The sequence below is a fragment of the Streptococcus mitis genome, from assembly GCA_001560895.1.
GTDB lineage: Bacteria > Bacillota > Bacilli > Lactobacillales > Streptococcaceae > Streptococcus > Streptococcus mitis_Q.
In genome coordinates this window covers 1,653,435-1,679,733 of record CP014326.1, presented here as the reverse complement: position 1 = coordinate 1,679,733, position 26,299 = coordinate 1,653,435, and the positions used below count along the sequence as shown (strand labels likewise).

The 26,299-nt window shown below is 40.3% G+C and carries 23 protein-coding genes; 18 read left to right on the top strand and 5 right to left on the bottom strand.

Going from position 1 to position 26,299, the window contains the following annotated elements:
• The first annotated feature begins 39 nt into the window (after nt 1–39).
• The 18 genes from AXK38_07910 to AXK38_07825 all read left to right on the top strand — a co-directional run bounded on the left by AXK38_07910 (nt 40) and on the right by AXK38_07825 (nt 21,923).
• Nucleotides 40–1,191, top strand: coding sequence for a phage abortive infection protein (locus AXK38_07910; GenBank protein ID AMH89170.1), 1,152 nt, complete (start codon nt 40–42; stop codon nt 1,189–1,191).
• 154 nt (nt 1,192–1,345) lie between these two features.
• Complete coding sequence (locus AXK38_07905; protein AMH89169.1) at nt 1,346–2,917, top strand: restriction endonuclease; 1,572 nt, start codon at nt 1,346–1,348, stop codon at nt 2,915–2,917.
• Nucleotides 2,907–3,902, top strand: a complete 996-nt coding sequence (locus AXK38_07900; protein AMH89168.1) for a cell filamentation protein Fic — start codon at nt 2,907–2,909, stop codon at nt 3,900–3,902. The genes AXK38_07905 and AXK38_07900 overlap by 11 nt, the downstream gene beginning before the upstream one ends.
• Nucleotides 3,902–5,167: a hypothetical protein gene (locus tag AXK38_07895; protein AMH89167.1), complete on the top strand. Its 1,266-nt coding sequence runs from the start codon at nt 3,902–3,904 to the stop codon at nt 5,165–5,167. The genes AXK38_07900 and AXK38_07895 overlap by 1 nt, the downstream gene beginning before the upstream one ends.
• 59 nt (nt 5,168–5,226) lie before the next feature.
• Nucleotides 5,227–5,784 (top strand): restriction endonuclease subunit S, encoded by a 558-nt coding sequence (locus tag AXK38_07890; protein AMH89166.1) that lies wholly within the window; start codon nt 5,227–5,229, stop codon nt 5,782–5,784.
• A 55-nt stretch (nt 5,785–5,839) separates the two neighbouring features.
• Nucleotides 5,840–8,884, top strand: a complete 3,045-nt coding sequence (locus AXK38_07885) for a DEAD/DEAH box helicase (protein AMH89165.1) — start codon at nt 5,840–5,842, stop codon at nt 8,882–8,884.
• A gap of 122 nt (nt 8,885–9,006) precedes the next feature.
• A complete protein-coding gene (locus AXK38_07880) occupies nt 9,007–9,411 on the top strand; it encodes a hypothetical protein (GenBank protein ID AMH89164.1) in 405 nt (134 codons plus the stop codon).
• Nucleotides 9,395–9,760 (top strand): hypothetical protein, encoded by a 366-nt coding sequence (locus AXK38_07875; protein AMH89163.1) that lies wholly within the window; start codon nt 9,395–9,397, stop codon nt 9,758–9,760. Before AXK38_07880 ends, AXK38_07875 begins: the two co-directional genes overlap by 17 nt.
• Before the next feature lie 162 nt (nt 9,761–9,922).
• On the top strand, nt 9,923–10,204 hold the full coding sequence (locus AXK38_07870; GenBank protein AMH89162.1) for a transcriptional regulator: 282 nt from the start codon (nt 9,923–9,925) through the stop codon (nt 10,202–10,204).
• A gap of 272 nt (nt 10,205–10,476) precedes the next feature.
• Nucleotides 10,477–12,726 (top strand): 5-methyltetrahydropteroyltriglutamate--homocysteine methyltransferase, encoded by a 2,250-nt coding sequence (locus AXK38_07865; GenBank protein AMH89161.1) that lies wholly within the window; start codon nt 10,477–10,479, stop codon nt 12,724–12,726.
• A gap of 99 nt (nt 12,727–12,825) precedes the next feature.
• On the top strand, nt 12,826–13,692 hold the full coding sequence (locus AXK38_07860; protein AMH89670.1) for a 5,10-methylenetetrahydrofolate reductase: 867 nt from the start codon (nt 12,826–12,828) through the stop codon (nt 13,690–13,692).
• Nucleotides 13,693–14,253: 561 nt separating this feature from the next.
• Nucleotides 14,254–16,467 carry a polyribonucleotide nucleotidyltransferase gene (locus AXK38_07855; GenBank protein ID AMH89160.1) on the top strand — a complete coding sequence of 738 codons (2,214 nt, stop codon included), beginning with the start codon at nt 14,254–14,256 and terminating at the stop codon, nt 16,465–16,467.
• Between the two features lie 15 nt (nt 16,468–16,482).
• Complete coding sequence (locus AXK38_07850) at nt 16,483–17,100, top strand: serine acetyltransferase (GenBank protein AMH89159.1); 618 nt, start codon at nt 16,483–16,485, stop codon at nt 17,098–17,100.
• A 445-nt stretch (nt 17,101–17,545) separates the two neighbouring features.
• Complete coding sequence (locus AXK38_07845; protein ID AMH89158.1) at nt 17,546–18,067, top strand: diacylglycerol kinase; 522 nt, start codon at nt 17,546–17,548, stop codon at nt 18,065–18,067.
• Between the two features lie 17 nt (nt 18,068–18,084).
• Nucleotides 18,085–19,428 carry a cysteine--tRNA ligase gene (locus AXK38_07840; protein ID AMH89157.1) on the top strand — a complete coding sequence of 448 codons (1,344 nt, stop codon included), beginning with the start codon at nt 18,085–18,087 and terminating at the stop codon, nt 19,426–19,428.
• On the top strand, nt 19,421–19,807 hold the full coding sequence (locus AXK38_07835) for a Mini-ribonuclease 3 (GenBank protein ID AMH89156.1): 387 nt from the start codon (nt 19,421–19,423) through the stop codon (nt 19,805–19,807). The genes AXK38_07840 and AXK38_07835 overlap by 8 nt, the downstream gene beginning before the upstream one ends.
• A gap of 3 nt (nt 19,808–19,810) precedes the next feature.
• Entirely contained in the window at nt 19,811–20,680 is an 870-nt protein-coding gene (locus AXK38_07830) for a regulator (protein AMH89155.1), read from the top strand.
• Nucleotides 20,681–20,792: 112 nt separating this feature from the next.
• A complete protein-coding gene (locus AXK38_07825; protein AMH89154.1) occupies nt 20,793–21,923 on the top strand; it encodes a sugar ABC transporter ATP-binding protein in 1,131 nt (376 codons plus the stop codon).
• Between the two features lie 99 nt (nt 21,924–22,022).
• Here the strand turns inward: AXK38_07825 and AXK38_07820 are convergent, their stop codons facing one another.
• The 5 genes from AXK38_07820 to AXK38_07800 all read right to left on the bottom strand — a co-directional run bounded on the left by AXK38_07820 (nt 22,023) and on the right by AXK38_07800 (nt 26,279).
• The gene (locus AXK38_07820; GenBank protein ID AMH89153.1) at nt 22,023–23,213 is read right to left on the bottom strand and encodes an oxidoreductase; all 1,191 of its coding nucleotides are present in this window, start codon (nt 23,211–23,213) and stop codon (nt 22,023–22,025) included.
• A gap of 143 nt (nt 23,214–23,356) precedes the next feature.
• Nucleotides 23,357–24,016 carry a glutamine ABC transporter permease gene (locus AXK38_07815; protein ID AMH89152.1) on the bottom strand — a complete coding sequence of 220 codons (660 nt, stop codon included), beginning with the start codon at nt 24,014–24,016 and terminating at the stop codon, nt 23,357–23,359.
• 9 nt (nt 24,017–24,025) lie between these two features.
• Nucleotides 24,026–24,703 carry a glutamine ABC transporter permease gene (locus AXK38_07810; GenBank protein ID AMH89151.1) on the bottom strand — a complete coding sequence of 226 codons (678 nt, stop codon included), beginning with the start codon at nt 24,701–24,703 and terminating at the stop codon, nt 24,026–24,028.
• 12 nt (nt 24,704–24,715) lie between these two features.
• On the bottom strand, nt 24,716–25,480 hold the full coding sequence (locus tag AXK38_07805) for a glutamine ABC transporter substrate-binding protein (protein ID AMH89669.1): 765 nt from the start codon (nt 25,478–25,480) through the stop codon (nt 24,716–24,718).
• A 40-nt stretch (nt 25,481–25,520) separates the two neighbouring features.
• The gene (locus tag AXK38_07800) at nt 25,521–26,279 is read right to left on the bottom strand and encodes an ABC transporter (protein AMH89150.1); all 759 of its coding nucleotides are present in this window, start codon (nt 26,277–26,279) and stop codon (nt 25,521–25,523) included.
• Nucleotides 26,280–26,299 lie beyond the last annotated feature (20 nt).

Genomic DNA, 26,299 nt, shown 5'->3' with positions numbered 1-26,299 from the left:
AATTTAAGTAATTATCTATAATGTGTAGGAGAAAAATTCATGGCAAATACTATTCTCATTCTGGGTAATGGCTTTGATATCGCTATGGGGCGAAAAACAAAGTATACCGATTTTATTGAGTTTGAAAAACAATTATTTTCCAATTCAGATGAGAAATTACTGGAGTTTCTAAAAGCTAAAAATATTAGTATTGAGAAATACAAGAATAATTTGTATTTGAGATTTATTAATGGAAACGAAGAGACACTCGGGAAAAATTGGTCGAATATTGAACTCATGATTTCGCAACTAGCAGATGCAATAATGTATTTTAAAGAAAACAGTAGCTTGCTATACTCTAATCAACTTAATAGACCGTTAAAAAGTATTATAGAGCAACATAAGATTGATTGGCGTATGAGTGCTAATTACAGTTCAAAATTATATATTGCATATACTTTCCTCTCCCTATTCGATGAAAAAGGCTGGAGTTTTTTAGAAAGAGAAGTTGCATTGGATGAATTAAATAACGAATTTATCAGGCAACTTGATCTATTGATTGAATTATTAGAAATATATTTATCTTATAGAGACTTTCTTGATTTTGAAGTTAGGAATATTAAATCCAAGCTAACAGCTTTGGATGCAATACGTTATTTATCACATGCCTATATTTTAAATTTTAATTATACCAATACTTCAGAATATCTATTTGGAACTTTTGATACGCTAACTCATTTTATACATGGTCGAATTGATTTAGAGAGAACTTTCGGTCGCATCAATACTATGGTCTTTGGAATTGAAGATAAAGAAAATGATGTTAACAGTGATTTAATTCCTTATCAGAAGTATTACCAAAGGGTCGTTAAAGAGACAGGAAATGAATTTGAAGAATTTTTCCAACCAAGGTACAAGGATTCAGATGAGGAAGTATCAATATTGATATCCAAAAATATAATTATTTTTGGTCACTCTGTTGATCCCTTGGATAAAGAGATATTTCAAAAATGTTTTGAATTAGCAGAGAAAGGTGAGTATCTATATCGATTTATTTTCACTTATTTTGATGAACCAGCTAAACGTTCGATTATTAAGAATCTTGCAATCATTCTTGGTAAAGAAAAATTGGTAGAGTTAACAGGAAAACGAAATGTTGTATTTATAAAGAGTGATGATAAGGATGGTATGAAAGATGTTCTACTACCTTAATAAAATCAAAAAATAATTGAACTTATATAATCAAATTCTAAAATCTTAATCTAAAAACATTTCTATCCCACTCATCCTTCCTAGTTCGAGTGGGTTTTCTTAAAATATGATAAAATAGAAGAGATAATACATTTATTTAATAAGGGAAGTAAAAATGGCAAGTAAAGAAAATGCAGAACGCAAGGAACTGCATCGTAAAATTTGGGCGATTGCGGACGATGTTCGTGGAGCTGTAGATGGTTGGGATTTTAAGCAGTATATCCTAGGGATCCTTTTCTATCGCTTTATTTCAGAGCATATGGCAGACTATTTTGACCGTGCTGAGCATGAGGCTGGAGATCTAGAATTCCGTTATGCTGAATTGAGTGACCAAGAAGCTGAGCAAGATTTTAAACCAGGGACAGTTGAGGATAAGGGATTCTTTATCCTTCCGAGTCAACTATTTGAAAATGTTGTCGAGAATGCCTCGCAAAATGAAAATTTAAACGAAGAATTAGCCAATATTTTTCAAGCTATTGAGAAGTCAGCAATTGGCTTCAAATCAGAAGATGATATCAAAGGTCTGTTTGATAACTTGGATACACGAAGCAACATCCTTGGTGGGACTGTTCCAGAAAAAAATAAGCGCCTATCTGATATCCTAAATGGTATCAATAGCATTAACTTTGGTAACTTTGAGGAAAATGACATCGATGCCTTTGGGGATGCCTATGAGTTCTTGATTTCCAACTATGCCAGTAATGCAGGAAAAAGTGGAGGTGAATTTTTCACACCCCAGACAGTCTCGAAACTATTGGCTCAGCTAGTGATGGTTGGAAAAGACAAGATTAATAAGGTCTATGACCCGACATGTGGCTCAGGGTCACTCCTTCTTCAAATGAAAAAACAATACGAAGACCATATTCTAGAGGATGGATTCTTTGGTCAAGAAATTAACATGACCAACTATAACTTGGCTCGTATGAATATGTTCTTGCACAATATCAACTATAATAACTTTGATATTAAGCGAGGAGATACCCTTTTAAATCCTCAGCATTTAGAAGAAAAGCCATTTGATGCTATCGTTTCTAACCCTCCGTATTCTGTTAAATGGGTGGGAGATGGAGACCCAACTCTGATAAATGATGACCGCTTTGCGCCAGCTGGTAAGTTAGCTCCTAAGTCAAAAGCTGACTTTGCCTTTATCATGCATAGTCTCAACCACTTGTCTAATAAAGGTCGAGCAGCTATTGTTTGTTTCCCAGGGATTTTCTATCGTGGAGGTGCTGAAAAGACCATTCGTCAGTATCTGGTAGATAATAACTTTGTTGAAGCAGTCATTTCCCTTCCTGATAATCTCTTCTTTGGGACTTCTATAGCAACTACGATTTTGGTTCTAGCGAAAAATAAACTAGAAAATAAAACCCTCTTTATTGATGCGAGTAAAGAATTCAAAAAAGAAACCAATAACAATGTCTTGACGGATGACAATATTGAGCACATAGTTGAATTATTCTCTAATTATCAAAATGTTGACTATAAATCTGCTCTTGTTGATAATGATGTGATTGGTTCAGAGCAGGATTATAACCTGTCTGTTTCAACCTATGTTGAACAAGAAGATACTCGTGAGAAGATTGATATTGATGTGCTTAATAAAGAAATCGCTGATACTGTTGCCAAGATTGACCACTTGCGTGCAGAGATAGATAAGATTGTAGAGGAATTGAGCCATGGCAAATGATGTGATTCTCTATAGGACAGATGACGGTAAGTCAGCTATTGAACTCCACTTGGATAATGGAACAGTCTGGTTGACCCAACAGGAATTAGCTGAGCTCTTTCAAACTTCCAAGCAAAACATTAGTAAACATATCAAGGCTATTTTTGAAGATGGTGAATTAGCGGAAGAGGCAACTGTCAACTATAAGTTGACAGTTCAAAATGAGGGTAATAGAAGTGTTCAGCGGAATGTTGCCTACTATAATCTGGATATGATTTTGGCGATTGGTTATCGTGTTCGTTCCCCTCGTGGAATCCAGTTCAGACACTATGCTTCGACAGTCTTGAAAGAGTATCTGATCAAGGGCTTTGCTATGGATGATGAGCGTTTGAAAAACTTGGGTGGAGGCTCTTACTTTAAAGAACTCTTGGAAAGAATCCGAGATATTCGCTCGAGTGAAAAAGTCTTTTACCGTCAGGTTTTAGATCTTTTCGCGACATCAAGTGATTACAATGCAAACTCACCAGAGGCAAAGAAATTCTTTGCGACGGTTCAAAACAAGATGCATTATGCCATCCACCACAATACTGCCAGTGAACTCATTTATAACCGTGTCGATAGCGAAAAGGAGTTTATGGGCTTGACCACTTTTAAGGGCGACCTCCCTACTCTATCTGAAGCAAAAGTTGCCAAGAACTATCTGACAGAGAAGGAGCTTCGTGGGCTTAATCAGCTTGTATCGGGATATCTAGACTTTGCTGAAAGGCAGGCAGAGCGAGAAGAAGTCATGACTATGGCTGACTGGGTGGTTCACGTAGATCGTATCCTTCAGGCTACTGGAGAAGACTTGCTGGACAATGGTGGTTCTATCTCTCGTGAACAGATGAAGCAGAAGGTAGATAAGGAATATAAGAGCTATCAAACCAAGACCCTTAGTCAAGTTGAAAAAGATTATCTCAGGGAAATCAAAAGTATTGAAAATCTAGCCAAGGAAGGAGGTAACTGATGAATATCCTAGAAGAAATCCAAAACTGTCACGTTGAGTGGAAAGAGTTGGGGGAGGTGTGTGAATTAAAAAATGGATACACACCCTCAAAAACTAATAAAGAATTTTGGGAAAATGGAACTATACCTTGGTTTAGATTAGAGGATATACGTAAAAATGGACGGGTATTGTCTAATTCACTACAGCATGTCTCCAGAAATGCAGTTAAGGGGGGTAAAGTTTTTACTCCTAATTCAATAATTATTTCTACAACGGCTACGATAGGAGAAATTGCTTTGATTACTGTTCCTTTTTTATGTAATCAGCAGATAACCGCTGTTATGAAAAAACAGAAATATGATAAAGATATAGATATGAAGTTTTTGTTTTATTACTTACATATTCTAAGTAATGATATGAAGAAAGGAATAAATGAGGGTAGCTTTCCAATTGTTTCTTTATCGAAAATGAGGAGTTTTAAAATCCCAATTCCTCCTCTAGAAATTCAAGAAAAAATTGTGCAAATACTTGACAAAATGACTGAGTATGTTACAGAATTGACCTCAGAATTGACCTCAGAATTGACCTCACGTAAAAAGCAATATTCTTTTTATCGAGATAAACTTTTGTCATTTGAGGATGAGGTTTATCAGGTTGAGTGGAAGACTTTGGGGGAATTATTTGTTTTTAAAAATGGATTGAACAAAGGAAAAGAATTTTTTGGAATTGGAACACCTATAGTTAATTATACTGATGTATACAGAAACAATAAATTATCAGCGAATGTTTTGGGAGGAAAAGTTAGAGTAAGTCCTGAGGAAAAAGAGCGTTATAGTATTCAAAGAGGGGATGTCTTTTTTACACGAACTTCTGAGACACAAGAAGAAATTGGAAAAAGTTCCGTATTATTAGATGAAGTTAAAGACGGAGTTTTTAGCGGATTTGTTTTGAGAGCTAGACCGATTACGAAATTATTGCTTCCTGAATACTGTGCATATTGCTTTGAATCAACTAGCTTTCGAAAGGATATTGTGCGGTATAGTACTTATACAACAAGAGCTTTAACGAATGGTAGTGCACTTTCGAAACTGAAAATCCCAGTCCCTTCCCTTGAAATCCAGTCTCGTATTGTTCAAGTTTTAGACAACTTTGATACGGTTTGTAACGACTTAAATATCGGACTTCCCAAGGAGATTGCACTACGCCAAAAACAGTATGAATATTTTAGAGAAAAACTCTTGACATTCGTCGCCGAAGGCGAGTACACTGAGAGTAGAGTAGAGTAGAGGAGTGGGATAACTCCGCTATTATCAAGCTTTTACAGTGGGTATTTGGACCAATTCGAGTGAAGTTGAGAGCAGTTGCAGAATATAGTCAAAAGAGGATTAGTGTGACAGATTTAACTCCTGAAACTTATGTTGGAGTTGATAATTTGTTGCAAGATAGAAAAGGGAAAGCAGTTGCTACATTTTTACCTGATCAAGGAAGTGTTACAACCTATAATCAGGGTGATATACTGATTGGTAATATCAGACCTTATCTCAAAAAAATTTGGTTTTCGAATCAAGTTGGTGGGACAAGTGGAGATGTCTTGACAATTCAAAATTCTATAATCCCTTGTATGGAAAACAAATATTTATATTATATTTTGTCAGATGATCGATTCTTTTATTATAATGTGCAATATTCAAAAGGTTCTAAGATGCCCCGAGGAGATAAGCAGGCTATTATGCAATATAAGTTTATCTTACCATCCCTTACTGAACAAAAAAGAATTGTCTCCGTTCTTGACAATTTTAACACCCTAACCAACTCTCTTTCTGAGGGCCTCCCGAAGGAAATTGAACTAAGACAGAAACAGTATGAATACTGGAGAGAACAATTATTAAACTTTACTAGATAAAATTCTTTAATCATTTTGAGATAGGATCTCAATTAAAACAAAAAAGGAACATACTATGGTTGATTATTCAAAAGTACATGAAGTAGTTGCGGAAACAAATGAAGGGATTCTCTTGGCTGAGTATCAACCAGAGTATCGCACGGATAGAGAATACCAGTCAGAAGCAGATTTAGAAAATCAGCTGATTTCTGATTTGGTAAATCATCTCAACTATGAACGCCTAAATATTCATACTCCTGCAGAGATTTTAGCAAATACCAAGGTGCAAATAGAAAAACTTAATAAGGTGACTTTTTCGAATGCTGAGTGGAATCGCTTTGTAATGGAATATCTGGATTGTCCTAATGAGGGGCTAGTTGAAAAAACTCGAAAAATACAAGAGAATCATATTTATGACTTTGTATTTGATGATGGACGGATTAAAAATATTTTTATCCTTGATAAGAAAAACATTCACAACAACAGTATGCAGGTCATCAATCAAGTGACCCAGGTGGGTAGTCATACTAATCGTTACGATGTCACTATCTTGGTAAATGGTCTCCCTCTAGTTCAGATTGAATTGAAAAGACGTGGTGTTAGTCTGCAAGAAGCCTTTAATCAGGTTCACCGTTATAGTAAGGAAAGCTTCAATAGCGAGAATTCTTTATACAAATACATTCAGATTTTTGTCATTTCGAATGGCACTTTTACACGCTATTTTGCCAATACAACAGCTCAAAATAAAAATCATTATGAGTTCACCTGTGAATGGGCAGACCGTAAGAACAAGACTATTCACGAATTGGAAGATTTTACCGTTACCTTCTTAAGTAAGCGTGTCCTCTTGGAAGTTTTGACTAAGTATTGTGTTTTTGATACTAATAACACCTTGCTCATCATGCGCCCTTATCAGATAGCAGCTACTGAGAGTATCATACGCAAGATTCATTCGTCTAATGAGATGAAGAACTTTGGCACAATCAATGCTTGTGGCTATATCTGGCATACAACGGGTTCAGGAAAAACTTTGACAAGCTTTAAGACTGCCCGTTTGGCAACAGGGTTGGACTATATTGATAAAGTGATTTTTGTGGTTGATAGAAAAGACCTAGATGACCAAACTATGAATGAATATAAAAAGTTCCAGCCAAATTCAGTCAATGGTAGCAACAATACCAAAGAGCTCCAACGAAGTATCGAAGAAAATGATGATCGAATCATTGTCACAACAATTCAAAAGTTAAACAAATTTATAACAGCGAATCCAAATCATGAAATCTATAGTAAAAAATGTGTTTTAATCTTTGATGAATGTCACCGCTCCCAGTTTGGGAAGGCTCAAAAGCGTATTAAGAAGGCTTTTAAACAGTATGCTCTATTTGGATTTACAGGGACACCGATTTTCCCAGAAAATAGCTTGACGGGTGAAACGACACAAGAAGTTTTTGGAGAACAACTTCATAACTACGTTATCACGGATGCTATTCGAGATGAAAAAGTGTTGAAGTTCAAGGTTGACTATAACTATATCAAACCTGAAATCAATAAGTATAGAGAAGCTGAAAAAGCAGTTGGTCGAGAGATTGATGAGAAGAAACTCAAAAAGATAGAGAAGGAATTACTTCTACATCCAGAACGGATAGCAACCATCACTGAGTACCTGTTGAGAGTTTATGATGACAAGACGCATCGAAATCAACACTATACTCATAAGCAAAAACAACTGTTTGGATTTAATGCCATGCTAGCTGTACAGAGTATTGAAGCAGCAAAATTATACTATGAAGAACTCCAACGACAGCAAGCAGCTTTACCAGAAGCTAAACGATTGAAAGTTGCAACTATCTTTAGTTTTGCACCTAACGAAGAACAGTCAGCTTATGGAGAAATTCAAGATGAAGAGCTAGAGCCTCAAGATACAGCCCTGCCTCTATCTTCTAAAGAGTTTCTTTCTAGAGCGATTGACGACTATAATCACATGTTCAAGACCAACTTCTCAGCTGATGGGAAGGAGTTCCAAAATTACTATCGTGACCTTTCTAAAAGAGTTAAATCCAAAGAAGTGGATTTGCTGATTGTAGTTGGTATGTTCTTGACGGGATTTGATGCTCCAAGTATGAATACTCTCTTTGTCGATAAAAACCTACGTTATCATGGTTTGATTCAGGCTTTCTCGAGAACTAATCGAATTTTTAATAAGGTTAAACGTTTTGGGAATATTGTTTGTTTCCGTGATTTAGAAAAGGCTACGCAGGAAGCTATTAAGACTTTTGGAGACACAAATAAGCTTGAAATCATCTTAGAAAAAAGCTTTAGTGAATACATGGATGGTTTCGTGGATCAAGTAACGGGTATAGAGGTCAAAGGCTATACTGCGGTTTGTCAGGAAATTTTGGAAAGATTTCCTAATCCACAAGAAATTGAAACAGAACATGATAAAAAAGAATTTGTTAAGTTATTTGGTGAGTTACTGAAGCTTGATAACGTCCTTCGAAATTATGATGAGTTTCAAGAAATCGATAAGCCTATCTCTGAAGGTTATCTTCAGGATTTAAGAAGCACTTATGTAGAAATTCGAGATGAATTCTTAAACCTTAAAAATTATGAAAGAACAAAAGACTTAGGTGTTGACCTTTCAGATGTTGAATTTGAAATCGAACTCTTAAAAACAGATGAGATTAATCTGGACTACATTCTTGCATTGATTGTTGAAAAAACGAAGAATTCTGAGTCCAAAGAAGCAATGAAAGCAGAAGTTAGTCGTGTGATTCGTTCTAGTATCGATATTCGTGCCAAAGAAGAGTTGGTTATCGGCTTTATCAATGACACTGATTTGCAAAAATTGAAAGACCATGATGGGATTATCAATGCTTTCTACGAATATGGCAAGGAACGCAAGAAAATCGCAATCCATGACCTAGCTGAGTCTGAGAACCTTGTAGCTGATTACCAATTATTCATAGACAAATCAATTCAACGAGGTTATGCTGAAAACAGTGGGACTGATTTAGATTCGATTATTCCACCAACTTCTCGTAGACAGGGAGCGCGTGAACGGAAAAAGCAAGAAGTTTTACGTAAGATTCAGTTGTTAGTAGAGACATATTCAGGTATTTAAGGATTGTCAAACAAGGTTTATTAGAAAAATCAGGAATTACAAAAAAATTATTGATTCGCTCATTTTTTAGACACAACTTTGTTTCCATATTTCCTGGAAACTGATAGAAAACAAGGAGAAACATGGAACAAACTAATCAAAAATCCCAGTGCCAACAACTCTGGGCTAGAAACAAATACCTCGTGTTGAGTCATTCCAGCAATATTTACAATGAGATTCGTCAGTATCTCAAGCAAGAAGCGGTGGAGGTGAGTAAGGTTCAAGAGATGATTGATCGTGCCTGCCAGATTCCAGAGCATAGGGGTCAGGTTTGCAATGCTTTTCAGCATATTTGGGGCTATTTCAAAAAGAAAGCGACAGATACTGAGCGTAAGGACTATATGCTCTTGCTGGATCGCTACCGCTATGGTCATGCTTCTAAGGAAGATGTAATCGCTAAGACTCGAGACTTGCTTAAACGCTATCCAAATACCTACTTGCAGCATTCGACTTTACTGAAAGGAGACTTCCATGAGACTTTGGCATGAGGCTTTGATTTCACAGCTTCCGCGTCCTCAACTTTTGGGGCAACATCGAGAGTGTTGCGCCCTACGTGGTAATGGCTGGGGCAGAAAGCATGCGACGGTGGACTATGTCTTTACTCACTCGCCCTATCGTCTCTATGCCTATCATCGCTTGATCATGGAGGAAATGGCTAACCGTGGCTACAATGTCAGTCCAGAGTGGCTCGATAAGAACTACCGTGGTAAGACTTGCCCTTTATATGAAGATTTAGCTGAGGAGAAGTTGACTTGCCCTATATACAGCGAACATGACGATGCCTACCATGAGGAGTGTCTGGCTAATCTCCGAGAGAAGGGGATAGAGTTGGAATAATAGTAAGAATTGTCTTCGATTTATAACTCTTCCCGTAATTTTTTTCGAATAATAAAGATGAGACCTTTGGAATTTTTCTAAGGTCTTCTTTTTATGAATGTTAGGATTTACTTTTAATAACTTTTGAGTTCTAATTAAATTAGAAAGAAAGAAGGTTAAGTGATGAAGACTAGTGCTATTGGTAGTAATTGGAAGGATGTCCGATCTGAACTCTTTACCAAGGAGGAAATTCTTGAAAGTGATATGCGAGTGGCTATCATGAGTGAGTTGATTGAAGCCAGACATGAGCAAGGAATCAGCCAGAAAAAGCTAGAAGAACTTAGTGGAGTAAGCCAGCCTGTCATAGCTAGAATGGAAACAGGAAAGACTAGTCCTCAGTTGGATACAGTCTTGAAAGTTTTAGCTAGTTTAGGAAAGACACTAGCAGTCGTTCCACTTGAATAGGGGAAAAGTTGACTAGAATCAGTAATAGTCTTTTCTAATAACAAGTCATAGTCACTTATAAGAATTACTAATAACATGTTTTACCAGTCTAACTAAAATACAGCTATAGAACAAGCTACACAAAGGATTTGAGGCATTTGTCTCAAGTCTTTTTCTTTTGTCTAAAACGGAGATATAGTTTCAAACTATATCAAAGCCTAATTTTTTACAATTATACAGATGATTTCTTTTCTGTTAAGATAGTTTCAACAACAAATTTTGGAGGACACATCATGTCAACTACAATCATCGGTTTCCCTCGTTTGGGTGAATTCCGCGAATTAAAATTTACAACTGAAAAATACTTTAGAAAAGAAATCTCAGAAGAAGAACTTTTGGCAGCAGCAAAAGAATTGCGCGCTAAACACTGGAACATCGTCAAAGAAAAAGGCATCACTGAAATTCCATCAAATGACTTTTCTCACTATGACAACTTCCTAGATGCAGCATTCCTTTTCAACGTGGTACCTGCATCTGTTCAAAACTTGGACTTGTCTGACCTTGAGCGCTACTTTGCTTTGGGTCGTGGATACCAAGGAGAAAAAGGGGATGTTCGTGCCCTTCCAATGAAGAAATGGTTCAACACCAACTACCACTACATCGTTCCTAAATTTGAAAAAGACACTCAAGTTAAATTGGCAGGTCACAAGATTTTTGATGAATTCCAAGAAGCTAAAGAACTTGGATTGAACACTCGTCCTGTTCTTGTAGGTCCCTTCACTTTCCTTCAATTGTCAGACTTTGAAGAAGGCGTGAAAGCAGAAGACTTCGTAGATAGCTTAGTGGCTGCTTACCAAGAAGTTTTTGCTAAATTGGCAGAACTTGGTGCAACTCGTATCCAACTCGACGAAGCTGCTCTTGTCAAAGACTTGACAGAAGAAGAAAAAGCTCTCTTCTTGAACATCTACAACAAACTCTTGGCTGATAAAAAAGGTCTTGAAGTCTTGCTTCAAACTTACTTCGGTGACGTTCGTGACGTTTATGCTGACCTTGTGAAATTGCCAGTAGATGCAATCGGTCTTGACTTCGTTGAAGGTAAGAAAACTTTTGAACTCGTTAAAGGTGGATTCCCAGCTGACAAGACTCTTTATGCAGGTATTGTCAATGGTAAAAACATCTGGCGTAACAACTACGAAAAGAGCTTGGCAGTTCTTGAACAAATTCCAGCTGAAAACATTGTCTTGACAAGCTCATGCTCACTTCTTCATGTGCCATTTACAACAGCTAATGAAGAATTTGAACCAGCTATCTTGAACCACTTTGCTTTTGCAGTTGAAAAATTAGACGAAATCCGTGATTTGGATGCTATCCGCAATGGTCAAGGAGCAGAATCTCTTGCAGCAAATAAAGAACTCTTTGCGACTGAGCGTGTGGGTGAAAATGCGGAACTTCGTGCGCGTATCGCTGGTTTGACAGATGCTGACTACACTCGTTTGCCAGCCTTTGCAGAACGTGAAGCCATCCAAGAAGAAGCTTTCAAACTTCCAGCTCTTCCAACAACAACTATCGGTTCATTCCCTCAAACTAAGGAAGTTCGTGCTAAACGTTTGGCTTACCGTAAAGGTGAATTGTCTCAAGAAGAGTACGATGCTTTCCTTGCTGAAACGATCGACGAATGGATCAAATGGCAAGAAGATATTGACTTTGATGTCCTTGTGCACGGTGAATTTGAGCGTAATGACATGGTTGAGTACTTCGGTCAAAATTTGTCAGGTTACCTCTTCTCTAAAAATGGTTGGGTACAATCATACGGTATGCGTGGGGTGAAACCACCAATCATCTGGGGTGATGTCACTCGGCTTAACCCTATCACTGTTAAATGGTCTAGCTATGCACAAAGCCGTACAAACAAACCTGTTAAAGGTATGTTGACTGGACCTGTTACCATCCTCAACTGGTCATTCCCACGTGAAGACATCTCTATCAAGGATTCAACTCTTCAAATCGCCCTTGCTATCAAGGATGAAGTACTTGACCTTGAAGCTGCTGGTGTGAAAATCATCCAAATCGATGAGGCTGCTCTTCGTGAAAAATTGCCACTCCGTCGTAGCGACTGGTACGAAGACTACCTTGACTGGGCAATTCCTGCCTTCCGCTTGGTACACTCAACAGTAGCGCCAGACACACAAATCCACACTCACATGTGTTACTCAGAATTTACAGATATCATCCCAGCTATTGACAACTTGGATGCGGACGTTATCTCATTTGAGGCTAGTCGTTCAAACCTTGAAATCTTGGACGAACTCAAAGCGAAAAACTTCCAAACAGAAGTGGGACCTGGGGTTTATGATATCCACTCACCTCGTGTGCCAAATGAAGGCGAAATCGACCACACAATCGAAGCCATCCTTGCTAAAGTGCCAAGCAAGAAAGTTTGGATTAACCCAGACTGTGGTCTGAAAACACGTGGTATTCCAGAAACAAAAGAAAGCTTGATCCGCCTTGTTGAAGCAGCTAAAGCTGCGCGTGAGAAATTGTAAGATAGGATTTCTCAAGAAGCGCTGTTTGGTTAATCTGCCTGTTTCACTTGGATTCCAGAGTTCAGCTAACTAAAAATCAACTAGAAAAGGATAATGACTATGTCACGCCAAACACCGTCACTCTCATTTGAAGTGTTCCCTCCAAACCCAGCAGTGGGTAATGATAACATTATTTCTGCTCTTCAAGATATGCAGGAGTTGGCTCCCCACTTTATCAGTGTGACTGCCAGCAATAATAAATTTAATATCAAGGAAACGACGGTCCGTTTGGCCGACTTTATCCAAAATGACTTGGCGATTCCGACTATTGCCCACTTGCCAGCCATCTATTTGACCAAGGACAAGGTTGCTGAAACCATTGCTGATTTGGACAAGGTTGGAGTGCAGAAAATCTTGGCTCTTCGTGGGGATATTATTCCAGATGTGGAACCACAAAAGGATTTCCGCTACGCAACTGACTTAATTGAGTTCATCAAGGAACAAGCCCCTCACTTTGATATTGTCGGAGCTTGTTATCCAGAAGGGCATCCAGATTCGCCAAATCAGATTTCAGATATTCAAAATCTTAAGAAGAAAGTGGATGCAGGCTGTTCGAGCCTTGTAACTCAGCTTTTCTTTGACAATGAGCGCTTCTATGATTTCCAAGACAAGTGTATCTTGGCTGGGATTGATGTTCCCATTCATGCAGGGATTATGCCAATTCTGAATCGAAATCAGGCTCTCCGCCTCTTGAAGACTTGTGAGAATATCCACCTTCCACGCAAATTTAAAGCCATCTTAGACAAGTATGAGCATGACCCTGAGTCGCTCAGAGCAGCAGGACTTGCCTATGCAGTGGACCAAATCGTGGACTTGGTAACTCAGGATGTTGCTGGTGTGCATCTCTACACCATGAACAATGCTGAAACAGCAAAATACATCCACCAAGCAACCCATGCCTTGTTTAATCATCAGTCTCTAGGATAATAAAAAGCAAACCATTCTTCTCAGGTGAGGGGAATGGTTCCTTTTTAATGGTAAAGACCGCACTTTTTAAGAAAAATATGATAAAATAGACTCTGTACGTACTTGATACAAAGATGAGGGTATTAAAAAATACAATGCATTTAAACTGTAAGGTTTAGAGACACGAACGAGTCAAAACGATGTTATTTGACGAGAGAGTTAGTAAAGCATTTAGCTAATTGCCTGATAGCGATTAGCGTGAAAGGATTAGATGCTTTAGCATCAAATCTTTCTAATGATTTGTATCTTGAGAATTGAACACGCCTACAACTCTTTGGAAAAAGATAAATCTGCCTAGGAGCAGTCGCTCCGTTGTTCGATTTCCTATTTTCCTTTGAGTTGCTTGACGGCTTAGTATCTTGAGAATTGAACACGCCTACAACTCTTTGGAAAAAGATAAATCTGCCTAGGAGCAGTCGCTCTGTCGTTCGATTTCCGATTTTCCTTTGAGCTGCTTGACGGCTTAGTATCTTGATTTTTGTAGGCAAGGCGTATAATTTCATCAATCCAAAGGGGATTAAAATGACAAAACAAGTGTTTCAAACGACTTTTGCAGGTCGTGAGTTAATCGTAGAGACTGGTCAGGTTGCTAAGCAGGCAAATGGCTCTGTTGTTGTACGTTACGGTGAGTCAACTGTCTTGACTGCTGCCGTGATGTCTAAGAAGATGGCAACTGGGGATTTCTTCCCACTCCAAGTCAACTACGAAGAAAAAATGTATGCGGCTGGGAAGTTTCCTGGTGGCTTTATGAAACGTGAAGGACGTCCTTCAACGGATGCGACTTTGACAGCGCGTTTGATTGACCGTCCAATCCGTCCTATGTTTGCGGAAGGTTTCCGTAATGAAGTCCAAGTCATCAACACTGTGCTTTCTTATGATGAAAATGCTTCTGCACCAATGGCTGCTATGTTTGGTTCATCCTTGGCGCTCTCTATCTCAGATATTCCATTTGACGGACCAATCGCTGGGGTACAGGTGGGTTATGTAGATGGTCAAATCATCATCAACCCAAGTCAAGAACAAGCAGAGCAATCTCTCCTTGAATTGACAGTAGCTGGTACCAAACACGCCATCAACATGGTGGAATCTGGTGCTAAAGAATTGTCAGAAGAAATCATGTTGGAAGCCCTTCTTAAAGGGCACGAAGCAGTTAAAGAATTGATTGCCTTCCAAGAAGAAATCGTTGCGGCTGTTGGGAAAGAAAAAGCAGAAGTAGAATTGCTTCATGTAGACGCTGAATTACAGGCTGAAATCATTGCAGCCTACAACAGCGACCTCCAAAAAGCGGTTCAAGTAGAAGAAAAATTGGCTCGTGAAGCTGCAACTCAAGCTGTTAAAGACCAAGTGACTGCAGTGTATGAAGAAAAATATGCAGACCACGAAGAATTTGACCGTATCATGCGTGATGTGGCTGAAATTTTGGAACAAATGGAACACGCTGAAGTGCGCCGTTTGATCACAGAAGATAAGGTACGTCCTGACGGTCGTAAGGTCGATGAAATCCGTCCTTTGGATGCGGTTGTTGACTTCCTTCCTCGTGTACACGGTTCAGGTCTCTTCACTCGTGGCCAAACTCAGGCCCTTTCTGTCTTGACCTTGGCTCCAATGGGTGAAACTCAAATCATCGATGGATTGGATCCAGAGTACAAGAAACGCTTTATGCACCACTATAACTTCCCTCAATACTCTGTAGGGGAAACTGGTCGTTATGGTGCGCCAGGTCGTCGTGAAATTGGTCACGGTGCTCTCGGTGAGCGTGCCCTTGCTCAAGTTTTGCCAAGTTTAGAAGAATTCCCATATGCGATCCGCTTGGTAGCAGAGGTCTTGGAATCAAACGGTTCTTCCTCTCAAGCTTCTATCTGTGCGGGAACTCTTGCTCTTATGGCTGGTGGTGTGCCAATCAAGGCGCCAGTAGCTGGTATTGCTATGGGTCTTATCTCAGATGGAAATAACTATACAGTATTGACAGATATTCAAGGTTTGGAAGACCACTTTGGAGACATGGACTTCAAGGTTGCCGGTACTCGTGACGGGATTACAGCTCTTCAAATGGATATCAAGATCCAAGGGATTACTGCAGAAATCTTGACTGAGGCCCTTGCCCAAGCCAAGAAAGCGCGTTTTGAAATCCTTGATGTGATTGAAGCAACGATTCCAGAAGTTCGTCCAGAATTGGCTCCTACTGCTCCGAAAATTGATACCATCAAGATTGATGTGGACAAGATCAAGATTGTCATCGGTAAAGGTGGAGAAACCATCGACAAGATTATCGCTGAAACAGGCGTTAAGATTGATATCGACGAAGAAGGAAATGTGTCTATCTACTCAAGTGACCAAGATGCAATTAACCGTGCTAAAGAAATCATTGCTGGTTTGGTTCGTGAAGCTAAAGTGGATGAAGTTTACCACGCTAAGGTTGTTCGTATCGAGAAATTTGGTGCCTTTGTTAACCTCTTTGACAAGACAGATGCCCTCGTACACATCTCTGAAATGGCTTGGACTCGTACCAACCGTGTAGAAGACTTGGTCGAAATCGGAGATGAAGTCGATGTTAAGGTTATCAAGATTGATGAAAAAGGTCGTATCGATGCTTCTATGAAGGCTCTTCTTCCTCGTCCGCCAAAACCTGAGCATGATGAAAAGGGTGAAAAGTCTGAGAGACCTCACCGCCCACGTCATCATAAGGACCACAAACCTAAGAAAGAATTTACAGAAACACCAAAAGATTCAGAATAAGAAAAGGAGAAATGTATGGGATGGTGGCGCGAAACCATTGATATCGTAAAAGAAAATGATCCAGCGGCCCGCACCACTTTGGAGGTTTTGCTGACTTATCCAGGTGTCAAGGCCTTGGCGGCCCACCGTCTCTCGCATTTTCTCTGGAAGCATGGCTTCAAACTCCTGGCTCGTATGCACAGTCAGTTCTGGCGCTTTTGGACTCAGATTGAGATTCATCCAGGTGCCCAGATTGATTCAGGTGTCTTTATCGACCATGGTTCTGGTTTGGTGATTGGGGAAACAGCGATCGTTGAAAAAGGTGTTCTTCTTTATCACGGGGTGACTCTTGGGGGAACAGGGAAAGACTGTGGCAAACGCCATCCGACCGTTCGAAAGGGAGCTCTCATATCAGCCCATGCCCAAGTTATCGGACCTGTAGAAATCGGTGAAAATGCCAAGGTCGGTGCTGCAGCAGTTGTTGTAGCAGACGTACCTAGTGATGTGACGGTTGTTGGTATTCCTGCCAAGATCGTCCGTGTTCATGGTAAGAAGGATGAGCCAGTCATTCACGAAGTTGAAGAAAAACGAGAGTATTACGTCAATAAACTAGAGCAGGCTAAAGAAGCTAGTCACAGATCGTCTGGTTTGTAGAGGATATCTATATGATTCAAGCAAGAAGCGAGTTACTATTCTTCAAAATTATAAATTCTTGGAAGAACAAGCTCAGCTATACTGCTTTTGGACGATAACTGAGGAACTTTTAATGAAAGATTTTTTCAAGGACAATAAGTATTTTGCGCTCTATTTGGCAGGAAGTCTTATTTCTGTTTTCAGTTTGTTTCGTGCAGGAAATCTGATTTTCAGTCTTCTGGTCCTGCTCTCTGCCTACCTTTACCATTTGAGCTGGAAGTAGACAGGAGAGGCGCTTGAATGTTTAAGAATGAACCGTTCTGCTACAGATTGGAATTGCTGTTTTCTGGCTTATTTTTCTTGTCCAGCAAGGATTTTGCTGAATACTTTGATTAGCTTAGGTCTAACCATCTGGGTCTATCCCGCTAAGTGAAGGCAAAGTAGAACTAGAAAGGAAACTACAAGAATGGCAGTATATTTTTACGGCTGTATCACCATGGATGGCTACTTGGCAGACAGCCAGCACAGGATAGACTGGCTGCATCAGCTTGGTTCTGTAGAGGATACAGGCTATGATGACTTTTACAGGCAAATGGATATCACCATCATGGGCAAGCGGACCTTTGAGGAAATCCAAGATTTGCAAGATGTAGAAAGTTTTTATCAAGCTACGGAAAACTATGTCTTTACGCATGATAGGCACCTGCCTGTCAGCAATTACCAGCCAGTAGCTGGGGATGTGGTGGACTTTGTTCGCCAGATTGACAAAGGCAAAAATGTCTTTGTGATTGGTGGTAATTCCTTGGTAGGACCGCTCTTGGATGCGGATCTTTTCGACCATCTCATTATTCAGATAGCGCCCCTTATCCTAGGAAAGGGGGTTCCCCTCTTTACCCAAGAGGAAGGACAGCGTTTTTACCAACTAGATAGCCTCAGACAATTTGGTCCTTTTGCAGAGCTGGTTTTCAGCCGAAAAAGTCAGAAATAGAGAAGGGAGTGGACCGCATGATTAAAATTTACGACACCATGTCTCGTGATTTGCGAGAATTTGTCCCGATTGAGGACGGCAAAGTCAAGATGTATGTTTGTGGGCCTACGGTATACAACTATATCCACGTGGGGAATGCCCGTTCGACGGTAGCCTTTGATACCATTCGTCGCTATTTTGAGTATCGTGGTTATGGGGTTGCCTATATTTCCAATTTTACGGATGTGGATGATAAGATTATCAACCGTGCCAAGGAAGAAGGTATCACGCCTCAGGAGGTTGCGGACAAGTACATCGCTGCCTTTCGTGAGGATGTGACGGCCTTGGGTGTCAAACCTGCAACTCGTCATCCTCGTGTAGTCGAGTTTATGGCGGATATCATCCGCTTTGTGGAAGAATTGATTGAAAAGGGTTATGCCTATGAGAGCCAAGGAGATGTCTATTTCCGTGTGGAAAAATCCCACAACTATGCTAAATTGGCTAATAAAACCTTAGAAGATTTGGAGTTGGGTGCTTCAGGTCGTACCGATGAAGAAACGGCTCGCAAGGAAAATCCGATAGACTTTGCTCTATGGAAAGCTGCTAAACCAGGCGAGATTTCTTGGGACAGTCCTTGGGGACCTGGTCGTCCGGGCTGGCATATCGAGTGTTCAGTCATGTCAACTGAGATTTTAGGAGATACCATTGATATTCACGGTGGTGGAGCTGACCTTGAGTTTCCGCACCACACCAACGAAATTGCCCAGTCAGAAGCCAAAACAGGCAAGACCTTCGCTAACTACTGGATGCACAATGGCTTTGTCAATATCGACAATGTCAAGATGTCTAAGTCCTTGGGCAACTTTATCACCGTACACGATGCCCTTAAAACTCTTGATGGGCAAGTGCTTCGTTTCTTCTTTGCGACTCAACATTATCGCAAGCCTATCAACTTTACGGAAAAAGCAGTGCGTGATGCAGAGACCAATCTTAAGTATCTAAAGAACACTTACGAGCAACCATTTTCTGGGACTGTAGATGCTCAAGAGTTACAGGCCTTTAAAGATAAGTTTGTAGCATCTATGGATGAGGATTTCAACTCTGCTAATGGTATCACAGTTGTCTTTGAAATGGCCAAATGGATCAACTCTGGCAACTATGATGCAAGTGTTAAGGAAGCTCTTGCGGATATGTTAGAAGTCTTTGGAATTGTCTTTATTGAGGAAGTTTTGGACGCAGAGATTGAAGTTTTGATTCAAAAACGCCAAGAAGCGCGTGCAAATCGTGACTTTGCGACAGCGGACCAAATCCGTGACCAATTGGCGGCTCAAGGAATTAAGCTACTTGACACCAAGGATGGAGTGAGGTGGACTCGTGATTGATGTCAATCTCATTAACGGGATAGCGCTGGCTTTTGAGGGAGATGCGGTGTATTCCATGTATATTCGTCGCCACCTTATTCTCAAAGGCATGACAAAGCCTAATAAACTCCACCAAGAGGCGACTAAGTATGTATCTGCCAAGGCTCAAGCTCGCCTGATTGCCCTCATGTTGGAGGAGCAAGTCTTAACCGAAAAAGAAGAAGAAATCTATAAACGTGGTCGCAATACCAATAGTCATACCAAGGCTAAAAATGCTGATGTGGTGACTTACCGTATGTCCACAGGTTTTGAAGCAGTCATGGGTTATCTCCATATGACTGAAAATCTGGAACGTCTTGAGAGCTTGATTTCATGGTGCATCCAAAAAGTGGAGGGCTAGGATATGATGGTAAAAGAACTACAAGACTGGTTTCCTGAGGCTCAGATTTCAGACCAATCAGTAGAGAAAGAGGGCTATCTTACTCTTCCTTTGGCTTCTCAGCAGTGGCTTTTGCTGGAGGAAGCTAGTCTTAGCGAGCGTGAAAAACAACTGGTGGCTCTCTTAACCAAACAGGAGCAAACCATTTCCTTCAATCCTTGGTATTTTTATCTCATTGAAGGCAAAGGACAGGCACCGCAAGCTTTTAAAAAGATTCAGTTGGTTTATTGTCATCTTTCCTATTTTCAGCAGGAAAATCTAGCTTCTTGGCTGGATATGATGCGGACTCTTTTTCCTAACTGTCAAACAGTGCTTCAGGTGGGAGCGCAGGATTACATTTTTGTTCTCCAACAGGATAAGTACACATCCGTTCGATCTATCTTGATGGATACCTTGGAAGCCGTAGAATATGACTTTGGAGTACGTTTATCCATCATGTTAGGTCAGGTCTGGTCTCAAACAGGTCATCAAGCCCTATCCGACTTGATCAAAGCGGAGCGGGATTTGTTTAAGACTTGGTGGCGTCAGGGTCACCAAGGTGTTCATACCTTTTCACAACTCTATCTTTGGAGTATGGGAGAAAGGATTGTGGACCTGAGAGTCATTAAAGAATGTTTACATCAGATGATTTTGGATCAGGACCAGATTCAGGAAATCATTCTCTCTCTTTGGGAAAATAGTGCCGTTCTGACTAAAACAGCCCAGCAACTCTATCTGCACCGAAATTCTCTCCAGTACAAGATTGATAAATGGGAAGAATTGACAGGGCTTCAGTTGAAGGAATTGACTGACCTGACCCTGTGTTATCAATTGATTTTACCAGATATTCTCTAAAGTTTTGTGCAAGTTGCACAGAACTTTTTTATTTTTTTGGTCACCTTGCCATAGAAATGTAAAGCGTTTTCATATATAATAAAACTATCAAAAGACAAAAGGAGTTCACCTCATGGTAGAATTGAATCTTAAAAATATTTACAAAAAATATCCAAACAGCGAACACTACTCAGTTGAAGACTTCAACTTGGACATCAAAGACAAAGAGTTCATCGTTTTCGTAGGACCTTCAGGATGTGGTAAATCAACTACTCTCCGTATGATTGCAGGTCTTGAAGACATCACAGAAGGTACTGCATCTATCGATGGCGTGGTTGTCAACGACGTAGCTCCAAAAGACCGTGACATCGCCATGGTATTCCAAAACTACGCTCTTTACCCACACATGACTGTTTATGACAACATGGCTTTCGGTTTGAAATTGCGTAAATATAGCAAGGAAGACATCGACAAACGTGTGCAAGAAGCAGCTGAAATCCTTGGATTGAAAGAGTTCTTGGAACGTAAACCCGCTGACCTTTCTGGTGGTCAACGTCAACGTGTTGCCATGGGTCGTGCCATCGTCCGTGACGCAAAAGTATTCTTGATGGACGAGCCTTTGTCAAACTTGGATGCAAAACTTCGTGTATCTATGCGTGCTGAAATTGCGAAAATCCACCGCCGTATCGGAGCTACAACTATCTACGTAACTCACGACCAAACAGAAGCGATGACACTTGCGGACCGTATCGTTATCATGTCAGCAACTAAGAATCCTGCTGGTACAGGTACTATCGGACGTGTTGAACAAATCGGTACTCCTCAAGAAGTTTACAAAAACCCAGTTAACAAATTCGTAGCAGGATTCATCGGAAGCCCAGCTATGAACTTCATCAATGTGAAATTGGTTGGTAGCGAAATTGTTTCTGACGGTTTCCGTTTGAAAGTTCCAGAAGGAGCATTGAAAGTTCTTCGTGAAAAAGGCTATGAAGGTAAAGAATTGATCTTCGGTATCCGTCCAGAAGACGTAAATGCAGAGCCTGCTTTCCTTGAAACATTCCCAGAATCAGTTGTGAAAGCGACTATTTCTGTATCTGAATTGCTTGGTTCAGAATCTCACCTTTACTGCCAAGTTGGTAAAGACGAATTTGTTGCCAAAGTAGATGCTCGTGACTACTTGCAAACAGGTGCAACAGTTGAACTTGGATTTGACTTGAACAAAGCACACTTCTTCGATGTAGAAACTGAAAGAACAGTTTACTAAGATAAATGAAACTCAAAACACTGCTAGAGAAATCTGGCAGTGTTTTTAAGTATTTGCGTAGAAAAAAACTCCTGGGAAATTCCAGGAGAATGTGATTGATTATTTGAACTTGAATCCTTCGTAAATAAGCTCTGCTTTTGGATTTTGTTTCTTAATCTGTTTGGCAAGTGACTTCATCATAGAAAGAGGGCCGCACATATAGACGGTTGCATGTTCGGGTACTTCTTCTTGATCAAAATTAAGATAGCCGCCTTTCCTACTGTCTACTAGATGGAGTTCAAAATTAGGATTTTTCTGAGCATAGTCACGGAGCAAATCCAGATAGACTGCATTTTCCTCTCCACGGAAGCTATAGTAGAAGTGAACCTGTTTATTTAAAATAGGATGTTCACGGATGTAAGAGATGAAGGGGGTAATCCCAATGCCTCCAGCAATCCAAACCTGATTTTCTCGTCCTTCTTCTATGATCATGTATCCGTAAGCTCTATCTACGCTTACTTTGCTGCCGACGTGAAGATTGTCATAGATATTCTTGGTATGGTCGCCTGAATTTTTGACAGTAAGGTAAAGAGTTTGGCCGTGACCTCCTGAGATAGAAAAAGGATGTGGAGCACTTTCAAAGCCTTCTTGGAAAATCTTTAGAAAGGCAAATTGGCCTGATTGATAGTTGAAAGGTCTGCTAAGATGGATTTGAATTTCTATAGTATCGTGATTCAAGCGTTTGAGATTGGTGATTTTCCCTAGATAGGGGAAGCCAATCTTTTGATATAGAAAAATGATATAAAAACCAGCTAGTAAGCCTAAAAGGGCATAGCTACCAACAAGAAAACTTAGGAGATTAAATGTAAGGAGACGATTGCCCATGATCATGTATACGTGAAAGAGTCCGAAAATATAAGCTAGGTAAACTAGACGGTGAATCCATCGCCAAGCTTCGTATTGGATGTATTTGCCTAAATAGGCGACAAGGATGATGCTGACAAAAATATAGATTGTAAGATTTCCAAACTGAGTAGCTAATCGAGAGCCCCACAAACCGCCCATACTAAAGTTATGAAAGATTAGTAGGATGATGGAGAGAAAGGCAGTGAATTTGTGGACGGTGTAGACCTTCTCCAAACCGTGAAACCAGCTTTCTATTATCGGGATACGAGTAGCTAGGATAAAAGTTAGAGATAGGCTTGTTAAAGCTAGTCCTGGAATCATGAATTGGGGAGAAGTGTTCATCCAAGTCAAAATAGTCAAGACAAAACTAGTTATGATAAAAAGTAGTCCTTTGAGTGATTTCATAAAAAATTCCATTTCATTTAGATTTGATTTGTTGTAAATAAATTTGTTACATTTTATCATAGAAAAAGTATGGTGTCAAATAGAGCTTTATAAGTATCTACTCTCATCAAAAAAACTCTCCATGTACTTGGAGAGCTAATTTATTATTCTGCTGCTTGTTGCCAACGTTTTGCTAGCATATGTGACAGACTAGAAATTGCTAGGTTAAAGCTGAAGTAGATGAGGGCAATCAGGATATAAAGACTGAAGACTTGCTCTGGTTCGAAATAACGGCCCATGAGAATTTGGCTGGCTCCAAAGAGCTCTTGTAGGGCGATAACAGAGTAGAGAAGACTGGTATCCTTAATCACGGTTACAAACTGAGAAATGATGGCTGGCAGCATTTTACGAATAGCTTGTGGAAGAATGATGTGATAGAGGATTTGGGTTGAGGTAAATCCTTGCGACATTCCCGCTTCGTATTGCCCCTTGTCCACAGCGTTGAGACCACCTCGGATAATCTCAGCCAGGGCTGCTGAGGTAAAGAGGGTGAAGGCAGTGATACCTGCTGGTGTGGATTTCATCTTGAACACCAAAAAGATAGTGAAAATCCAGAGAAGATTGGGAACGTTACGTACAAACTCGATGTAAATGCTGGAGATAATCCGTAAAACGGGATTTTTCCCATTTCTCATGACAGCAAGCACAGTTCCAATGAGGGTGGAGAGGATGATGGCAATCAGAGAAATGTAGAGGGTCAAGCCAAATCCTTTAAAGATAAAGATTAGGTTATCTGGGGTCAAAACTTCTAAAATAGATTCCATAGTAACCTCCTAAAGTGAATAGGCTTTTTTGTTGGCTTGCTCCATCCTGCGACCAAACTGGGCAACAGGGAAGCATAGAGAAAAGTAGAGAAGGGCAGCGCCTAAAAATGCTGGAATGTAGTTTCCGTTAAGAGCTGACCAAGATTTGGTCACAAACATCAAGTCTACTCCAGAGATGATAGCGACTGTTGAGGTGTTCTTGATGAGGTTGACGATTTGGTTGGTCAAAGGAGGGAGAATGATACGGAAGGCTTGAGGCAAGATAATCAAGCGCATAGCACTGATATAGGTAAAACCTTGCGACAAGGCAGCCTCCATCTGACCGCTAGGAATAGACTGAATTCCTGAGCGAATAACCTCGGCGATATAGGCTCCGTGATAGAGTCCCACGCAGAGAACAGCCGTCCAATAAATCGGAATCATGATGATATGGTCACTGATAAGAGGTAGGCCATAAAAAACGATAACAAACTGCACCAAGAGGGGAGTGTTTTGGTAAAATTCAACAAAGATGCGAGCCAAAATTCTCAATATCGGACGTTTGCTGGTTGACATGGCTCCAAAGAAGATGCCTAAAACCATGGCTAGGATAAAGGATCCAATCGCTAGGGCAAGAGTGAAGAGGAAACCATTGAAAAATTGTCCAAAATCCTGAAAATAGGCTGTCCAAGATGATAAATCTGTCATGGGGTATCCTCCTTAATCTGCAGTATGGCTAGATGGTTTGAGCTTGTATCGGTCATAGAGTTTTTGTAAACTACCATCCTTGCTCCATTTAGTGACCAAGTTATCAAGATAGTCGTTGAGTTCGGTATTTGATTTCTTGGTAACAATACCGTAGTCAGATGGCTTGAAACTATCATTTAGCAGTTCTGTGCGTTTGCTGATATAGCCAGATAGAATCGAGCGGTCAACGGAAAAGGCATCAATACGGTGAGCATGAAGGGAAGTAATCAATTCTGGGTAGGAACCAAGTTCGACGAATTTAAACTTCAGACCTTTCTTTTTACCCAGTTCAGTAATCAGGCGTTGGGTGATGGAACCTTGGGCGACTCCGATGGTTTTGCCGCTTAGGTCCTCAATGCTTTTGATTTTGGCAGACTTATTGACCAAAAAGCCAGAAGCGTCCGTGTAGTAAGGGCTGGTGAAGTTATAGAGTTTTTTGCGTTCATCTGTGATGGTAAAGGTCGCGATATCCATGTCGACCTGTTCGTTGTCTAGAAGGGGGCCACGGGTTTGCGCAGTAACAGGCACATAGCGAACTTTGACCTTAAGCTCATCAGCTACCATCTTGGCTAAGTCCGTTTCGATACCAGAATAGGTCCCTGTCTTGGGATCCTTGTAACCGAAATTGGGAACGTCTTGTTTGACACCGACAACTAGTTCGCCTCTTTTTTGAATGTCTACCACACTGGTATCGGCTTGAACTGGTTTTGCAGTAGCAAGGCCGAAAAGGCTAATCAATAATGCGGATAAAAAGAGTTTCTTTTTCATAGGCACCTCCTTATTTGACTTTGTCACTTTCGTGGTTGATGATTTTGCTGAGGAATTGTTGGGCACGAGGTTCGCTTGGATTGTCGAAAAAGTCATCAACATCTGTCGTATCCACCAAGACTTCTCCGTCAGCCATAAAGATGATACGGTCAGCAACTTCACGGGCAAAGCCCATTTCGTGGGTAACGACAATCATATTCATACCATCGTGGGCCAATTTTTGCATAACTGCTAGAACATCGCCGATAGTTTCAGGGTCAAGAGCAGATGTTGGCTCATCAAAGAGGAGGAGTTCAGGATGCATAGCGAGGCCACGAGCAATGGCGATTCGTTGTTTTTGTCCACCAGAAAGCATGGCTGGATAAGAATCTTTCTTGTCCCACATATTTACAAATTCCAAATATTTTTGGGCTGTTTTTTCAGCTTCTTTTTTATCAATTCCTAGAACTTTTACGGGTGCGAGTGTTACGTTTTCTAACACTGTTTTGTGTGGGTAGAGGTTGAAATGTTGGAAAACCATGCCGACTTCCTTGCGAAGAGGAACCAAATCTTTCTGGCTGGCACCAGCAACCTGGTGACCATTTACTAGAAGACTTCCCTTATCAACAGCCTCTAAACCATTAATCGTACGGATAAGAGTTGACTTCCCAGAACCAGATGGTCCGAGTAGGACAACGACTTGCCCTTTTTCAAAACGGAGATTGATGTCACGGAGTGCATGGTAATCTCCGTAATATTTTTCGACGTGTTCAAATTCTACTAAAGTCATAAGGAATCTCCTTTGTGTTA

Coding starts and splice junctions, on each gene's coding strand:
- AXK38_07910 (AMH89170.1), top strand. CDS start 40: ATGGCAAATACTATTCTCATTCTGGGTAATGGCTTTGATATCGCTATG.
- AXK38_07905 (AMH89169.1), top strand. CDS start 1,346: ATGGCAAGTAAAGAAAATGCAGAACGCAAGGAACTGCATCGTAAAATT.
- AXK38_07900 (AMH89168.1), top strand. CDS start 2,907: ATGGCAAATGATGTGATTCTCTATAGGACAGATGACGGTAAGTCAGCT.
- AXK38_07895 (AMH89167.1), top strand. CDS start 3,902: ATGAATATCCTAGAAGAAATCCAAAACTGTCACGTTGAGTGGAAAGAG.
- AXK38_07885 (AMH89165.1), top strand. CDS start 5,840: ATGGTTGATTATTCAAAAGTACATGAAGTAGTTGCGGAAACAAATGAA.
- AXK38_07880 (AMH89164.1), top strand. CDS start 9,007: ATGGAACAAACTAATCAAAAATCCCAGTGCCAACAACTCTGGGCTAGA.
- AXK38_07875 (AMH89163.1), top strand. CDS start 9,395: ATGAGACTTTGGCATGAGGCTTTGATTTCACAGCTTCCGCGTCCTCAA.
- AXK38_07870 (AMH89162.1), top strand. CDS start 9,923: ATGAAGACTAGTGCTATTGGTAGTAATTGGAAGGATGTCCGATCTGAA.
- AXK38_07865 (AMH89161.1), top strand. CDS start 10,477: ATGTCAACTACAATCATCGGTTTCCCTCGTTTGGGTGAATTCCGCGAA.
- AXK38_07860 (AMH89670.1), top strand. CDS start 12,826: ATGTCACGCCAAACACCGTCACTCTCATTTGAAGTGTTCCCTCCAAAC.
- AXK38_07855 (AMH89160.1), top strand. CDS start 14,254: ATGACAAAACAAGTGTTTCAAACGACTTTTGCAGGTCGTGAGTTAATC.
- AXK38_07850 (AMH89159.1), top strand. CDS start 16,483: ATGGGATGGTGGCGCGAAACCATTGATATCGTAAAAGAAAATGATCCA.
- AXK38_07845 (AMH89158.1), top strand. CDS start 17,546: ATGGCAGTATATTTTTACGGCTGTATCACCATGGATGGCTACTTGGCA.
- AXK38_07840 (AMH89157.1), top strand. CDS start 18,085: ATGATTAAAATTTACGACACCATGTCTCGTGATTTGCGAGAATTTGTC.
- AXK38_07830 (AMH89155.1), top strand. CDS start 19,811: ATGATGGTAAAAGAACTACAAGACTGGTTTCCTGAGGCTCAGATTTCA.
- AXK38_07825 (AMH89154.1), top strand. CDS start 20,793: ATGGTAGAATTGAATCTTAAAAATATTTACAAAAAATATCCAAACAGC.
- AXK38_07820 (AMH89153.1), bottom strand. CDS start 23,213: ATGAAATCACTCAAAGGACTACTTTTTATCATAACTAGTTTTGTCTTG.
- AXK38_07815 (AMH89152.1), bottom strand. CDS start 24,016: ATGGAATCTATTTTAGAAGTTTTGACCCCAGATAACCTAATCTTTATC.
- AXK38_07810 (AMH89151.1), bottom strand. CDS start 24,703: ATGACAGATTTATCATCTTGGACAGCCTATTTTCAGGATTTTGGACAA.
- AXK38_07800 (AMH89150.1), bottom strand. CDS start 26,279: ATGACTTTAGTAGAATTTGAACACGTCGAAAAATATTACGGAGATTAC.